13 protein-coding genes are annotated in these 15921 nt (G+C 36.4%); 10 read left to right on the top strand and 3 right to left on the bottom strand.

Features of this window, described 5'->3' with window-relative positions:
* A partial coding sequence (locus A9G41_RS06040) for a transposase (RefSeq protein ID WP_257005295.1) occupies positions 1–744 on the top strand: 744 nt, incomplete at its 5' end.
* 41 nt (positions 745–785) lie between these two features.
* Here the strand turns inward: A9G41_RS06040 and ilvC are convergent.
* Complete coding sequence (ilvC, locus tag A9G41_RS06035; protein ID WP_065583417.1) at positions 786–2264, bottom strand: ketol-acid reductoisomerase; 1479 nt, start codon at positions 2262–2264, stop codon at positions 786–788.
* A 174-nt stretch (positions 2265–2438) separates the two neighbouring features.
* Between ilvC and A9G41_RS15005 the strand changes: the two genes are divergently transcribed.
* The 7 genes from A9G41_RS15005 to ruvC all read left to right on the top strand — a co-directional run bounded on the left by A9G41_RS15005 (position 2439) and on the right by ruvC (position 7749).
* A complete protein-coding gene (locus A9G41_RS15005; protein ID WP_065583418.1) occupies positions 2439–2675 on the top strand; it encodes a YhdT family protein in 237 nt (78 codons plus the stop codon).
* A 7-nt stretch (positions 2676–2682) separates the two neighbouring features.
* Positions 2683–4143, top strand: coding sequence for a sodium/pantothenate symporter (panF, locus tag A9G41_RS06025; RefSeq protein ID WP_075539443.1), 1461 nt, complete (start codon positions 2683–2685; stop codon positions 4141–4143).
* Entirely contained in the window at positions 4118–5008 is an 891-nt protein-coding gene (gene prmA / locus A9G41_RS06020) for a 50S ribosomal protein L11 methyltransferase (RefSeq protein ID WP_065583420.1), read from the top strand. Before panF ends, prmA begins: the two co-directional genes overlap by 26 nt.
* Before the next feature lie 12 nt (positions 5009–5020).
* Positions 5021–6028: a tRNA dihydrouridine synthase DusB gene (gene dusB, locus A9G41_RS06015; protein ID WP_065583421.1), complete on the top strand. Its 1008-nt coding sequence runs from the start codon at positions 5021–5023 to the stop codon at positions 6026–6028.
* 7 nt (positions 6029–6035) lie between these two features.
* A complete protein-coding gene (gene fis, locus A9G41_RS06010; RefSeq protein ID WP_034883623.1) occupies positions 6036–6332 on the top strand; it encodes a DNA-binding transcriptional regulator Fis in 297 nt (98 codons plus the stop codon).
* Positions 6333–6517: 185 nt separating this feature from the next.
* Entirely contained in the window at positions 6518–7261 is a 744-nt protein-coding gene (locus A9G41_RS06005; protein ID WP_065583422.1) for a YebC/PmpR family DNA-binding transcriptional regulator, read from the top strand.
* Entirely contained in the window at positions 7261–7749 is a 489-nt protein-coding gene (gene ruvC / locus A9G41_RS06000) for a crossover junction endodeoxyribonuclease RuvC (protein ID WP_065583423.1), read from the top strand. The genes A9G41_RS06005 and ruvC overlap by 1 nt, the downstream gene beginning before the upstream one ends.
* A gap of 133 nt (positions 7750–7882) precedes the next feature.
* Here the strand turns inward: ruvC and A9G41_RS05995 are convergent, their stop codons facing one another.
* Positions 7883–11092 (bottom strand): efflux RND transporter permease subunit, encoded by a 3210-nt coding sequence (locus A9G41_RS05995; protein WP_065583424.1) that lies wholly within the window; start codon positions 11090–11092, stop codon positions 7883–7885.
* 14 nt (positions 11093–11106) lie between these two features.
* Entirely contained in the window at positions 11107–12306 is a 1200-nt protein-coding gene (locus A9G41_RS05990; RefSeq protein WP_065583425.1) for an efflux RND transporter periplasmic adaptor subunit, read from the bottom strand.
* A gap of 402 nt (positions 12307–12708) precedes the next feature.
* On the opposite strand from A9G41_RS05990, the gene zipA reads away from it, so the two are divergent.
* Together zipA and ligA are read left to right on the top strand one after the other, a co-directional pair.
* Positions 12709–13626 carry a cell division protein ZipA gene (gene zipA, locus A9G41_RS05985; RefSeq protein ID WP_179854684.1) on the top strand — a complete coding sequence of 306 codons (918 nt, stop codon included), beginning with the start codon at positions 12709–12711 and terminating at the stop codon, positions 13624–13626.
* Positions 13627–13851: 225 nt separating this feature from the next.
* Positions 13852–15882 (top strand): NAD-dependent DNA ligase LigA, encoded by a 2031-nt coding sequence (ligA, locus tag A9G41_RS05980; protein ID WP_065583490.1) that lies wholly within the window; start codon positions 13852–13854, stop codon positions 15880–15882.
* The last annotated feature ends 39 nt before the right edge of the window (positions 15883–15921 follow it).

The following is a 15921-nucleotide window of genomic DNA, read 5'->3' as shown; positions in this document are numbered from 1 at the left end:
ACCGATACCTATGTCACAGCTGGAAATATCCATGATTCCCAGCCTTACATGGCTCGATTAAAACGCCAGTTAGAGCGGTTTGGCTTTAATCCGGTTGGTGTCGGCCTTGATGCGGGTTATTTTACGGCTCCCATTTGCCATTTACTGCTGGCAGAGCAGATATATCCGGTGTTGGGTTATCGTCGTCCCACCCATGGTGCGAATCCCATCAGAAAAAAGCAGTTTATCTATAACAGTCAAAACGATACTTATACTTGCCCAAACGGGCAAACATTAATATATAAAACTACCAGCAGGGAAGGTTATCGTCATTATCATTCTGATGCAACAACCTGCAAAATCTGTCCGTTATTGTCACAGTGTACACAGAGTAAAAATACACAGAAAGTCATCACACGGCATATCTGGGAAGCAGATAAAGAGAAAGCCAACGAGATTCGTTTAAGTCAGTGGGGTAAAAAAGTCTATGCTCGGCGAAAAGAAACGATAGAGCGCAGCTTTGCTGATGCTAAACAACATCACGGACATCGCTATGCACGATTTAGAGGAAGAGCGCAGGTTCAAATGCAGTGTTTATTGGCCGCAACGGCTCAAAATATCAAGAAAATAGCGATAAAGCTATTTTTGTTACGTTTTTTTAGGCTATTTTTTAATTTATTTAATAAAATCCAAATTAAAAATCCTATTTATGGTTTAAATAAAAAAATAAACCCCGAATTATATCGAGGTTTGTCATCAATCTGAAAGGTGCTTTTGAGCACCTTTCTATTCTATGATAACATAGTTTAGCTTGCTACATTAATACGTTTCATATCTGTCATATAGCTACGCAGTTTTCGTCCAATAATTTCGATTGGATGATTGCGAATTTCATCATTTACATCACGTAAATAAGCATTATCAACACGACCTTCTGGAATCGCTTTACCAAGATCACCAGATTGCAACATTGGCATAAATTTCTCTCTTAGCAATGGTACCGCTGCATTAGCAAACAGATAGTTACCATACTCAGCTGTATCTGAAATGACGACATTCATTTCATACAAGCGCTTACGCGCAATAGTATTAGCAATAAGTGGTAATTCATGTAATGATTCATAATAAGCTGATTCAGGTAAAATACCAGATTCAAGCATAGTTTCGAACGCAAGTTCAACACCAGCTTTAACCATCGCAACCATAACAACTCCTTGATCAAAATAAGCTTGCTCGTCAATTTTACCTTGATATTCGGCGGCTTTTTCAAATGCGGTTTCGCCAGTTTCTTTACGCCATCTAAGCAGGTTGGCATCATCATTAGCCCAGTCTTTCATCATCGTTGATGAAAACTCGCCAGAAATAATATCATCCATATGTTTACGATAAAGATCGGTCATGATCACTTTTAATTCTTTTGCTAAAGCATTTGCTCTTAATTTAGCTGGGTTTGATAAACGATCCATCATTAAAGTAATACCGCCTTGTTTTAAGGCTTCAGTGATCGTTTCCCAACCAAATTGGAGTAATTTACATGCATAAGCTGGATCAACGCCATCTGAAACTAATTTATCAAAACAAAGTAATGATCCTGTCTGTAACATACCACAAAGAATGGTTTGCTCCCCCATTAAATCTGACTTAACTTCAGCGACAAATGATGACTGTAGAACACCCGCTCGATGCCCGCCAGTTGCTGCTGCCCATGCTTTAGCAATAGCTAAACCCTCACCTTTTGGATCGTTTTCTGGGTGAACAGCAATAAGTGTAGGCACTCCAAAGCCACGTTTATACTCTTCACGCACTTCTGTTCCTGGGCATTTAGGTGCTACCATTACAACAGTGATATCAGGTCGAATCTTTTCCCCGACTTCGACAATATTAAAACCATGTGAATAACCTAGCGTTGCGCCTTGTTTCATCAATGGTTGGATAGCTTGTACAACAGCTGAATGCTGTTTGTCTGGTGTCAAGTTAATGACAAGATCTGCTGTAGGAATTAATTCTTCATAACTGCCAACTTTAAAACCATTCTCGGTTGCTTTTTTCCATGATGCACGCTTTTCAACAATAGCCTCTTTACGTAATGTATAAGCAATATCTAAACCCGAGTCACGCATATTAAGACCTTGGTTCAGTCCCTGAGCACCACAACCAACAATTACAATTTTCTTACCTTTTAGAAAATCAGCTTCCGACGCAAATTCATTGCGAGCCATAAAACGGCATTGACCTAGTTGCTCTAATTTTTCACGTAAATTTAGTGTATTAAAATAATTTGACATTATTCTCTCCATGAGTTGAATTATTCATAATCAATTTATCAAGCACTATATATTACTTTTGTTATTGCTGAAATTGATATATTTAAAAGACTATATTGCATAAATTGCAATAAACTTGCTAAGTTAAGTACTTTCTTTTAATCTAAGCCACCTTCAATTCATCAATAAATCAATATGGATGCTCGATATAAGCAAGCAAGTAAAGAAGCTAAACTATCATTAGTATTAACATTTATTTATCTTCTTGGCTGGATTATTTGTGCTTACTGCGTTAGTAACAAACTAGGTTTTTTAGGACTCCCATTGTGGTTTGAACTATCTTGCATTATGGTACCTCTAGGTTTTATATTGCTGTGCTGGGTAGTTGTAAAATTTCAATTCAAAAATATCTCGTTAGAACAAACTAAGTGATTAACCAATGCATTTTGATATTATTTTACCGCTTGTTATCTACCTTATTTTTGTATTTGCGTTATCAATTTATGCTTATGTTAAACGCAAAAAAGTAAATCAATTTACTGATTATTTTATTGGTAATCGAACTATGGGTGGATTTCTACTCGCCATGACATTAGCTGCAACTTATATTAGTGCAAGCTCGTTTATTGGTGGTCCTGGTGCAGCTTATAAACTTGGACTTGGATGGGTATTGCTATCCATGATTCAAGTCCCTACCGTTTTACTTTCACTTGGTATTCTAGGTAAAAAATTTGCGATTTTAGCACGTAAATATAATGCAATTACCTTAAGTGATATGCTCTATGCCCATTACCGAAGTAAACTTATTGTTTGGTTTGCAAGCATAGCGCTTGTCGTTGCCTTTATTGGCGCAATGACAGTACAATTTGTCGGTGGTGCTCGCTTACTTCAATCTTCAGTTGGAATTCCTTATCATACTGGATTATTAATATTTGGTATTGGTACTGTAATTTATACTGCTTTTGGTGGCTTCAGAGCTAGCATTTTAAATGATGCATTTCAAGGTTTAATAATGATCATTGGTGCTATATTATTACTTGGGGCTATTATTTATAATGGTGGTGGAATTACGGCAATTATCACTCGATTGGCACAAATAGATCCCGCACTGCTAGCACCACAAGGACCAAATGATTTTATGGATTTTCCTTTCATGGCTTCATTTTGGATATTAGTCTGTTTTGGTGTAGTTGGCTTACCTCATACTGCGGTGCGCTGTATGGCTTATAAAGATAGCAAAGCTGTACATCGGGGGATTATTATTGGTACTATTGTTGTTACCATTATCATGCTAACAATGCACCTATCTGGCGCTTTAGGTCGTGCTATTGTTGATGATCTAACAATTCCTGATCAAATAGTGCCAACATTGATCATCAATGTATTACCCCCTTTTGCCGCTGGAATCTTTTTGGCTGCGCCACTTGCTGCTATTATGTCAACAATTAATGCTCAATTATTACAAGTTTCATCGGTAATAATTAAAGACCTATTTTTAAGCACGAGACATAGTAAAAAATATAATGATAAAATGCTAACTCGCCTATCCGTTATTATCACCTTTATTTTTGGCGGACTACTTATTTTGGCTGCTTGGAATCCACCAGATATGATAATTTGGCTAAATTTACTCGCTTTTGGTGGGCTTGAAGCTGTATTTTTATGGCCATTAGTCCTTGGATTATATTGGAAAAAAGCCAATGCAACTGGTGCGCTTTACTCAATGCTTGCTGGAGCAGCGAGTTACATATTATTAGCTGGCTATAATATTAAACTACTATCACTTCATCCAATTGTGCCATCGTTAACTATTGGATTGATTGTTTTTATTATAGCCAATATATTCGGTATATTTTGTAATAGAGAGAAAAATTATGCCTTGGATTCAACTCAAAATTAACACAACTAACAAACTTGCTGAACAAATCAGCAAGCAGTTAGAAGAATCAGGTGCAGTATCAGTCACATTTCAAGATACTTATGATAATCCTGTTTTTGAACCTTTACCAGGTGAAACTAAGCTTTGGGGAGATACCGATGTCATTGGGTTATATGATGCGCAAACAAACATTGATGAATTAAAAGCAATATTAAATATTGAGCAATATTCTTACAAAATTGAGCAATTAGAAGATAAAAATTGGGAACGTGAGTGGATGGATAACTTTCATCCTATGCAATTTGGTAAACGCCTTTGGATTTGTCCAAGCTGGTGCGAGGTACCTAATTCAAATGCAGTTAATGTTATGTTGGATCCAGGCTTAGCATTTGGCACTGGCACTCATCCAACTACTGCATTATGCTTAACTTGGCTCGATAGTTTAGATCTTACAGATAAATTGGTTATTGATTATGGTTGCGGATCAGGTATTTTAGCCATTGCAGCACTAAAATTAGGTGCAAAACGTGTAATTGGTATTGATATCGATCCTCAAGCCATCCAAGCTAGCCGAGACAATGCACAGCGTAACGATGTTAGCGAAAAACTAGAACTTTATTTATCAAAAGATATCCCTAATGATTTACAGGCAGATGTTGTTGTTGCCAACATTTTAGCTGGGCCATTAAAAGAGCTTGAGCCACATATAAGCAAATTAGTAAAATCACAAGGTAAGCTAGGGTTATCTGGTATTTTGTCCAGCCAATCATCTAGTGTTTGCATGGCTTATCAACCCCATTTTGAACTAGACCCTGTAGTTGAACAAGAAGAGTGGTGCCGTATCACTGGCAAAAAAAGTAAAAAAAATAACATTACCCCCTTTTAAGTTAGAAAAAAAATGCGTAATATAGCCGACCTTAATTTGCTTAGCATTGGTGAAGTAAAATTAAAGAATAATTTAATTGCTGCACCAATGGCTGGAATCAGCGATAAACCATTTCGTAATTTATGTTATCGATTTGGTGCTGGTATGACAGTTTCAGAAATGTTTTTAGCAAATTCGGATGTTTGGCATACTGATAAATCAGCTTTGCGAATGAAAGCAAGTGATGATATTGGTATTCGTGCAGTACAAATTGTCGGTTCAGATCCTGATGAAATGGCAAGAGCTGCTGAGTTTAACGTCAAACATGGCGCCCAATTAATTGATATTAACATGGGATGCCCTGCAAAAAAGGTCAATAAAAAATTGGCTGGATCTGCCTTAATGCAGTATCCTAAACTTATTAAAAATATTTTGCAGAAAGTTGTCGGCGCAGTCAATGTGCCGGTAACATTAAAAACGCGGACTGGATGGAATAAAGATCATAGAAATTGCATTGAAATCGCACAAATTGCACAGGATTGTGGCATAAAGGCAATTACTATTCATGGAAGAACACGTGCATGCTTATTCAACGGTGTGGCTGAATATGACTCGATTAAGGCAGTTAAAGAAAACGTTACTATTCCTGTAATTGCCAATGGAGATATTTGTACACCAGAACAGGCAAAAGATGTTTTTCAATATACGCAGGCCGATGCTATAATGATCGGTCGAGCGGCACAGGGGAGACCTTGGATATTTGAAGAAATTGCATTCTATTTAACACATGGACAGTTACAAAAAAATAAAAGTATTGATGAAGTAGAGCAAGTTGTGTTATCGCATCTTGATGAGCTTTATCAATTCTATGGAGAATACAAAGGATTAAGGATTGCCAGAAAGCATGTAAATTGGTATACCAAGAATTATGCTGACAGCGATCAATTCAGGCGCTTTTTTAGTGTACTTAGTAATACAAGTGAGCAAGTAAGCACACTAAAAGCATTTTTTAGTCAAATTAGAAATAACCCAAAGAGTTAAGAATACTATGTCAGAACAACGCGTTACAGCTGCAGCACTTAAATTTACGACTGTAAATTCTCAAGACCAAATAACACAAAAACCTTTGCGGGATTCAGTGAAGCAAGCTTTAAAAAACTATTTATCTCAATTAAATGGTGAAGACCCTACTGATCTATATGAGTTAGTGTTAGCTGAAGTTGAACATCCATTCCTTGATATGGTTATGCAATATACACGTGGTAATCAAACTAGAGCAGCTAACATGCTTGGTATCAACCGCGGTACACTACGCAAAAAACTAAAACAGTATGGAATGAGTTAATCACCTATTGTTTTATATTATACTATGACAAAAAAGCGCCTTCACATAAGGCGCTTTTTTGCTAACAACTAAAAAAAATCACTATAATCAATCTATCAAAAATGAATAAACATATTGATAATGAATTTTAAGTAAAAGTTTGTTAAAATACAGCGATTTTAAAATTATTTAATCTGGAGAATTTTATGGCAGGTCATAGTAAATGGGCCAATACCAAACACCGTAAAGCAGCGCAAGATGCAAAACGCGGTAAAATATTTACCAAAATTATTCGTGAGTTGGTAACCGCAGCAAAACTTGGTGGCGGCGATCCAGCGTCAAATCCACGGTTACGTGCAGCAATGGACAAAGCATTATCGAATAATATGACCCGCGATACCATGAATCGAGCGGTTGCTCGTGGTGTTGGTGGTGAAGATGATAGCAATATGGAAACAATCATTTATGAAGGCTATGGCCCTGCTGGTACTGCTGTCATGGTTGAATGCTTAAGTGATAATCGTAATCGTACCGTATCAGAAGTGCGCCACGCCTTTACTAAAACGGGTGGCAATTTAGGTACTGATGGTTCAGTTTCATATTTATTTACCAAAAAAGGAGTTATTTCATATCCGACGGGTACCAATGAAGATCAAGTGATGAATGCTGCGCTTGAAGCAGGTGCTGATGATGTTGTTACTTACGATGATGGCGCTATTGATGTTTTTACCACACCAGAAACATTTGGTGAAGTAAAAGATGCACTTGATGCAGCAGGGTTAGTTGCTGAAGCCGCTGAAGTATCAATGATTCCAGCAACAAAAGTCGATCTTGACATTGAATCTGCACCAAAATTATTACGTCTGATTGATATGCTCGAAGATTGTGATGATGTTCAAGAAGTTTATCATAACGGTGAAGTTTCTGACGAGGTCGCAGCAACGCTTTAATGGCCATTATTCTTGGCATCGATCCAGGCTCTCGTTTGACGGGTTACGGTGTAATCCGCCAAACTGGGCGTCAACTTTCCTATCTTGGCAGTGGATGTATCCGTACTTCTGTTGATGATCTGCCTACTCGTTTAAAACGGGTATATGCAGGTGTCAGTGAAATTATACTCCAATTTCAACCCGATATATTTGTTATTGAGCAAGTGTTTATGGCTCGTAATGCCGATTCTGCGTTAAAATTAGGTCAAGCCAGGGGTGCTGCTATTGTCGCTGCGGTTAATAATAATTTACCAGTTTTTGAGTATGCTGCTCGTTTAGTTAAGCAGTGTGTAGTAGGAACTGGTGCTGCAGATAAAAAACAAGTACAGCATATGGTAAAATTATTATTAAAATTACCAGCTAGCCCGCAAGCCGATGCTGCTGATGCTTTAGCTATAGCAATTACCCACGCTCATACCAGCCAACAATTAATAAAGTCTCGTAAGTAATATATACTAAATATCAAGTAATGGTAGACATCTATAAACAAAAAATACGCCAATAAATTGGCGCATTTTTTATCTTAATATCGCGTTAAAATGCATGCCCAATATGCAATTTGATCCATGCATTAAAAACTAACTATTCAGTTTTTGCTTTTGAGCGGTTGGTTGGTAACACAGCTTTATTTTTATGTTTAGTAAATAATTTAGTTATAAATAAGAAGAATAACGGTACATAAAATATAGTTAAAAATGTTGCTGTTAACATACCACCAATTACCCCAGTACCTACTGCATTTTGACTTGCAGAACCAGCACCACTATTTAATGCTAGTGGTAGTACACCAAGAATAAAGGCAAATGAAGTCATCAAAATTGGACGTAGACGCAAACGGCAAGCTTCAAGTGTTGCATCTATTAACGATTTACCTTCTTTTTCAAGGGCATCCTTGGCAAACTCAACAATCAAAATAGCATTTTTAGCTGACAGCCCCATAGTGGTCAATAAACCAACAATAAAGTAAATATCATTATCAAGTCCTCTAAACATCGTTGCATAAACAGTTCCTAAAATACCAAGAGGAATAATGAACAAAATCGAAATAGGCACTGTCCAGCTTTCGTATAACGCGGCTAGTGACAAGAATACCACAATGATTGAAATAATATAAAGTGTCGTTGTTTGTGAACCTGTTTGACGTTCCTGATACGAAATGTCTGTCCAATCAAATGTAAATCCTTTTGGTAACTGTTTTGATAATTCTTCCATCACAGTCATTGCTTGACCAGAACTCATTCCAGGTGCAGCTAAGCCACTTATACCCATTGCTGCTACACCATCATAACGTTCTAAAGAGGGTGAACCATAAGTTTTTGTTGTGCTTGCAAATGCATCATAAGGTACCATTTGCCCATTTTTATTTTTGACATGCCAATAACTAAAATCATCAGGCAACATACGGTAAGGTGCATCAGATTGCAGATAGACTTTTTTAACTCGGTTATTATAAACAAAGTCATCAATATAAGCAGAACCTAATGCTGTAGATAATACAGTATTAACACTACTGACTGACACACCAAGAGCCTGTGCAGTTTCAAAATCAACATTAATTTTATATTGAGGAACATCTAACATACTAGCTGGACGTACTTGTTGTAAATCAGGATGATGAGAGGCTTGCTCAAGCATTTGGAAAAACGCAGCAACTAATGCTTGATGCCCTAATCCCGCAGTATCTTTAAGCATATAAGAGAAACCATTAGCCATACCTAAAGATGGCACTGCTGGTAAATTAGTTACAATTACACGACCTTCGGTTATGGTTGACGCAAATCTCATGCCGTCTCCAACTAAAGCGTTAACTTTTTGATCGGCTCGTTTGCGCTCATCCCAATTTTTTAATCGGATAAAACCCATCCCCATATTTTGCCCACGACCAACCATGCTAAAACCAGCGACAGTAAATATTTCCTCAACAGACTTTACTTTTTCTTCAGTATAAAAACGAGCGGTTTTATTTAAAACTGACATGGTTTGCTCTAATGTGGAACCCGGTGGTAATTCAACTAAAACTAAAAGCACGCCCTGATCTTCATTTGGTAAAAAACCTGTAGGTAAACGGTTAAAACCGAATAACAATCCAACGAGTATTAAAGCATAACAAACAAAAGCAACTATAGGCTTACGGATAACCTTAATAACGCTTTTCTCATAAGAACGTAAACTTTTATCATAAAAGTGGTTAAACCACTTAAAAAAGCGTTTAGTGCCTGTTGAGCACCAACTAAATGGAGGTACCGACTCTAATTTCTCACCTAATGAACTTTTCTTAACTTTATTTTTAGACGGCGCTTTCAAAATCTGCACACAAAGTGCCGGTGTCAATATAATCGCCATCAATACTGATAATCCCATTGCCGTTACTATGGTAATTGAAAACTGGCGATATATCCCCCCAGCAGCACCACCATAAAACGCCATCGGCACAAATACAGCAGATAAAACAACAGCAATCCCAACTAATGCTGAAGTGATTTGCTCCATCGATTTAACCGTTGCATCATAAGGCGATAAACCCTCATCATGCATGATACGTTCAACATTTTCAATAACAACGATTGCATCATCCACCAACAATCCAATAGCAAGTACCATAGCAAACATGGATAAGGTATTAATGGTAAATCCACAAATATAGAGGATCGCAAATGTCCCCAATAATACAACAGGTACAGTGATAGTAGGTATAAGTGTCGATCGAAGATTTTGTAAAAATACATACATGACAATAACAACCAAAATGATTGCTTCAATTAATGTATGAATTACATTGTTAATAGATAACTTAACAAATGGGGTTGTATCATATGGAAAAGAATATTTAATATCTTCTGGAAAAATTTTAGATAACTCTTCTAATTTTTTATCCACCTTTGCCGAAGTATCTAATTGGTTAGCGCCCGTTGCTAAATATATCCCGAGGCCAGCTGATACATTGCCATTATAATGAGAAATAAAGTTATAATCCGACGCGCCAATTTCAACGATTGCCACATCTTTTAATAAAATGTTAGAACCATCGGTATTAACTCGAACAAGAATATTTTGAAATTGTTCAGGTGTTTTTAAACGCGATTGTGCGGTAATGGTTGCATTAAGCTCTTGCCCTTCATTTACAGGTAAAGCGCCTAACTGTCCAGCGGTTACTTGTGCATTTTGCGCTTGAATGGCTGCAATAATTTCTTCAATTGATAGATTAAAGTAGGTTAATTTATTGGGATCAAGCCAGATACGCATAGCATATTCAGAACCAAATAATTGAGTATCACCCACCCCTTGAACTCGTCGAATTTGATCTTGCACAGTAGAATAGACGAAGTCAGCTATATCAGCCTGTGTTTTTTTCGGATTAGTTGAATAAAAACCAACAACTTTTAAAAAGCTGGTATTGTTTTTAGCAACAGATACGCCATTTTTTTGCACACTCTCAGGTAAGCGAGACTTAATACTCTCTATCTTATTTAAAACTTGCACTTGAGCAAAATCAGGATTGGAACCAGGCGCAAAAGTCAATGTTGTTTGGACAAAGCCTTGTGCACTACTGGTTGATTTCATATAAATGAGGTTATCTAGCCCTGTTAAATTTTGTTCAATCAACTGAGTTACTGTATTTTCAATAGTTTGTGCATCAGCACCCGGATAAGTTGCACTAACAGTTACAGAAGGGGGAGCAATATCTGGATACTGTTCAACAGCCAGCAACTTTATACATAAGGCACCGCCTAGCATCATCATGATAGCAATTACCCATGCAAACACTGGTCTATCAATAAAAAACTTAGCCATAATTCAATCTACCCTTATTTCATACTATTTTGGAGAATACCATCTAATTGCTCCTGCGAAAGCTTATCAGGATCACCTATTTTTGTTACTTTCATTGGAGGGGCATCTTTAATTGGCTTTTCGATAGCGGTTAAATTAAGTAATCCAGTGATAATGACTTCTTCTCCTGCATTAATCCCTTTTGTTACAATCCAATAGCCACCTATTCCTGCATATACTTGGATACCCTGGCGATATTCTACTGTATTATCTGGTTTTAAAATTTTTGCAGTATATTGTCCAAATTGATTACTCGTAATTCCTTTTTGTGGAACAAGTATAGCGTTTTTTATTATGCCTAATGTTAGTCTAGGTTTAACAAACATACCTGGTAAAATCTTTCCATCACTATTTGAAAATTGCGAACGCAAAGTTACAGTGCCTGTTGTTTCGTTAACCGTCATATCAGAGAATTTAATAGTACCAGCTTCGGGATATTTTGAACCATCGCTGAAAAAGAGTTCAACATTATTGCTTTTAATTGGTTCATAAATTACATTTTCATCTTGAAGATATTTATTGTAACGAGTTGCTGCTTCAGTCATATCAATATAAATAGGATCAAGTTGTTGAACTAATGCTAATGGGGAAGGCTGCCCTGCTGAAACCAAAGCGCCTTCGGTAATACTTGATTTGCCAATATAGCCATCAATCGGCGAATACACTTTCGTATAATCCAAATTGACTTTAGCGGTATGCTCTGCCGCTTGTGCAACTAATACTGCAGCTTCAGCTCGCTTAGCATCAGCGGCAGCTTTATCGTAATCTTGTTGGCTAATCGACTTACTATTTAATAATCCAGCATAACGCTTAAGAGTAAGTTGAGCAATATTTGCATTTGCTTTAGCACTAGCAACACTAGCTACCGCACTATCATAGTTAGCTTGATAAATAGCTGGATCTATCTGATAAAGAGACTGACCTGCCTTAACATTTGAACTTTCATCAAACTCACGTTTTAAAACAATACCACTCACTTGAGGTCTAATTTCGGCAATTTGAGATGCGACAACTCTACCTGGTAAATTAATTTTTAATGTATAACTTAATGGCTCAACCTTAAATACAGTTACCTTTGGTAAACCTCTCTGCGGTTTACCATTATCACAACTTGTTAGTAAAAGTAGGCTGGCAAGCGCCACAGGCAAGGCTAATAATAGCTTGTTAAATCTCATAAAAATGACCTCAGTACACTTAATAATTATTTTATTAAAAATAGATCTTATCTTTAAACGTGATTGGCGATTTTACAAAAAATATGCATAAATTGTAAGTAACTTTACAAGTTAATAGCACGGAGTTCTAAAAAATGGAGAACTAAGTTATGATATTAAAAATATATATTGATAATTATGAATATTGTCAGAAATCAAGTAATATATATTAATTAATTTTTAGTGCTATAACGTATTTCAAAGAAAATGTTATACTAAAAACTAGGTGGGGTTGCTTTAATGAAGATTAATCTAGATTGTTAAAGAAATTAATATTTACATTGCTATACTCCATAATCATTTTTTTCAAAATATGATTGAATAATTTAAGTCTATATTTAATTTAATACAGAGATGGTTATTATGGATAATTTACGTATTGTTCTAGTTGTTGTTGCATCCTTAGTCATTATTGCATTGTTCATCCATGGATTTTGGATTAATAAAAAGGAGCGATCTTCACTTTTTAGTTCAGATAAAAAAGAAAAATTTTCACAAAGCACGCAACAAGATCAAAACTTTCCTACAAATGATATAGAAGAGGATGAGGTGATTTTACTCACTCCAAAAACAACAAAAAATGATGAAATCGTTGAAAATAAAGTAATTATCAATGAATCTATAAAAGAAAATATACCACAGCAAGATGATTTATTTACTGATCGGGATGAGCAGCTCAAAATTAATACAGACGTAGCAAAAGAACCCGCTACCGACGAAAATCATGACCTTTTTGAAAATGAACAACAACTTAATCTAATCCAAACAACCAAGGAAAAACATGTTGATGTTAATATTGATACCAATAATCAAATTAACCATAACAACAAACCTGAAAAACTAGATATAAATAAAGAAGATCCCGCAACCGAAATTATCGTATTAAATGTCACTGGTATTAATGGAAAATTACTTCAAGGTGATGTACTACTTGCAAGTATTATGCAATCAGGTTTTCAATTTGGTGATATGAGAATTTTTCACCGCCATGTAGATCCTGCAGGTAACGGTTCAATATTATTTAGTTTAGCTAATATGGTCACACCAGGATATCTGGATCCTGAAACAATGCATGAATTTACCACACCAGGTGTATCTATTTTTATGATAGCTCCAACTGAAGGTAACAATCAGCAAAACTTCAAATTAATGTTACAAACAGCACAACGCATAGCGGATGATGTCAACGGTGTGGTATTAGATGATGAACACCATATGCTGACACCACAAAAAATCGACAGTTACAAAGAGCGAATTAAAAAGTCTTGTAACAAAATTTAACCACAACATCAATATTTATCAGTAAATTTAACACAAATCACCAACCACGGTTGGTGAGTGCGAATAAATATTGATGAAAAATGTTTATTTAAATGATCTCATTTAATCATACATTATTTCAATTAAAGTTGTAATAATATTCCCAAACCCGACGTTTTAATTTAAGAGTCTATTATCATGTCCCTATCGAATAAAACTGAACACTCAGTAAATTTAACTGAATCGATTGAAGATATAACAAAACAATTGACCTCGCTACGAAGCCTAATTAGGCATCATGAGTACTGTTATTATGTGCTTGACACCCCAGAAATTCCCGATGTTGAATATGATAAATTAATAAAACAGCTACAAACTTTAGAACAACAATATCCAGCTCTTATTACTCCCGATTCACCAACACAAAGAGTTGGTGGCACCCCATTAGAGCAATTTTCATCGATAAAGCATGAAATACCTATGCTATCACTTGATAACGTCTTTGATGATACTGGTTTTATTGCATTTAACAAACGAGTTAAAGATCGTCTTCATTTTAATGACAATGAACATGTTGAATATTGTTGTGAGCTCAAACTTGATGGACTTGCCGTCAGCCTACTTTATGAAAATGGGCACTTTATACAAGCTGCAACACGAGGTGATGGAACAACTGGCGAAGACATCACCGCAAATGTAAAAACCATAAAAGTGATTCCGTTAATTTTAAAAGGTGACAACATCCCAACTCGATTAGAAGTGCGCGGTGAAGTATTTATGACACACAAAGGATTCGAGAAACTCAATTCAGACGCAGAAAAACGCAATGAAAAGATATTTGCCAATCCACGTAACGCAGCCGCTGGGTCATTAAGACAATTGGATCCTAAAATCACCGCTAAACGGCCACTGACATTTTTTTGTTACGGTGTAGGCATTGTCGAAGGTGTTGCATTACCTAACACTCATTATGATCGCCTAATGCAATTTAAAGCGTGGGGATTACCAGTAAGTGATAAAGTAGAAAAACGTCAAGGTGCGCAAGCTGCTTTAGACTATTTTAAACAAATTGGTGAACAACGAATGTCATTAGATTTTGATATCGACGGAGTGGTCATCAAAGTCAATAGCATTGAACAACAAAATAAACTGGGCTTTGTTGCTCGTGCACCAAAATGGGCTACCGCATTTAAATTCCCCGCCCAAGAAGAAGTGACACAATTAAACAAAGTAGACTTTCAAGTTGGACGCACAGGAGCAATTACTCCCGTAGCCAGACTTAAACCTGTTTCAGTGGCGGGTGTTATTGTCAGCAATGCAACATTACATAATAGTGATGAAATTGCTCGATTAGGTATCCGTGAAGGCGACTATGTAACAATACGTCGAGCTGGTGATGTTATTCCTAAAATTGTTGCTGTTATATTAGATAGAAGGCCCAAAAACACAAAAGAAATCATATTTCCAACGCACTGCCCAATTTGTGGCTCACAAATAGTTCGAGATGAAGGTCAAGCCGTTTCACGTTGTGCAGGAGGTCTAATTTGCCCTGCACAACGCAAAGAAGCCTTAAAGCACTTTGTTTCACGCCGAGCAATGAACGTAGATGGGATGGGTGATAAACTTATCGAGCAACTAGTTGATAAAGATTATGTTAAAACTCCTGTAGATTTATATAAACTAACACTGCCAATGCTATGTAGCTTAGATAAAGTTGGCGAAAAATCTGCTAATAATTTACTAAATGCACTAGAAGCATCTAAAAATACAACATTAAACCGCTTCATCTTTGCGCTTGGCATTCCCAATGTTGGTGAAGTTACAGCCGAGAATCTGGTTAACCAGCTTGGCAGTTTACCCGCAATTGAAAATGCCTCACTTGAACAGCTACAAACAGTAAATGACATTGGCGCCGTTATTGCAGAAAGCATTATAGACTTTTTCCAAGAACCGCATAATCGCGATGTCATTGAACAATTAACCAGCAATGAAATTGGCATTCACTGGCAAGATCTTAATCTACAAGAACAAAAATCTGACTCTAATTCACCTTTTTCAGGTAAAACTATAGTATTAACTGGTACTTTATCGGTTTTAACACGAGATGAAGCCAAAAACAAATTAAAGCAACTCGGTGCCAAAGTAACAGGTAGCGTATCAAAAAACACCGATCTAGTTATTGCTGGAGAAGCCGCTGGATCTAAACTAAATAAAGCCCAAGAATTGGGAATAAAAGTGATTGACGAGCAGGAAATGCTAAATTTAATTGCTCAATAAATATAAATTTTATTGGTGCTAATTAATAGATTGATTAAA

This window comes from Gilliamella sp. Nev5-1, assembly GCF_001690895.1.
GTDB lineage: Bacteria > Pseudomonadota > Gammaproteobacteria > Enterobacterales > Orbaceae > Gilliamella > Gilliamella apicola_C.
The sequence above is the reverse complement of the archived record's forward strand: the minus strand, read 5'-3'. Positions and strand labels throughout refer to the sequence as shown.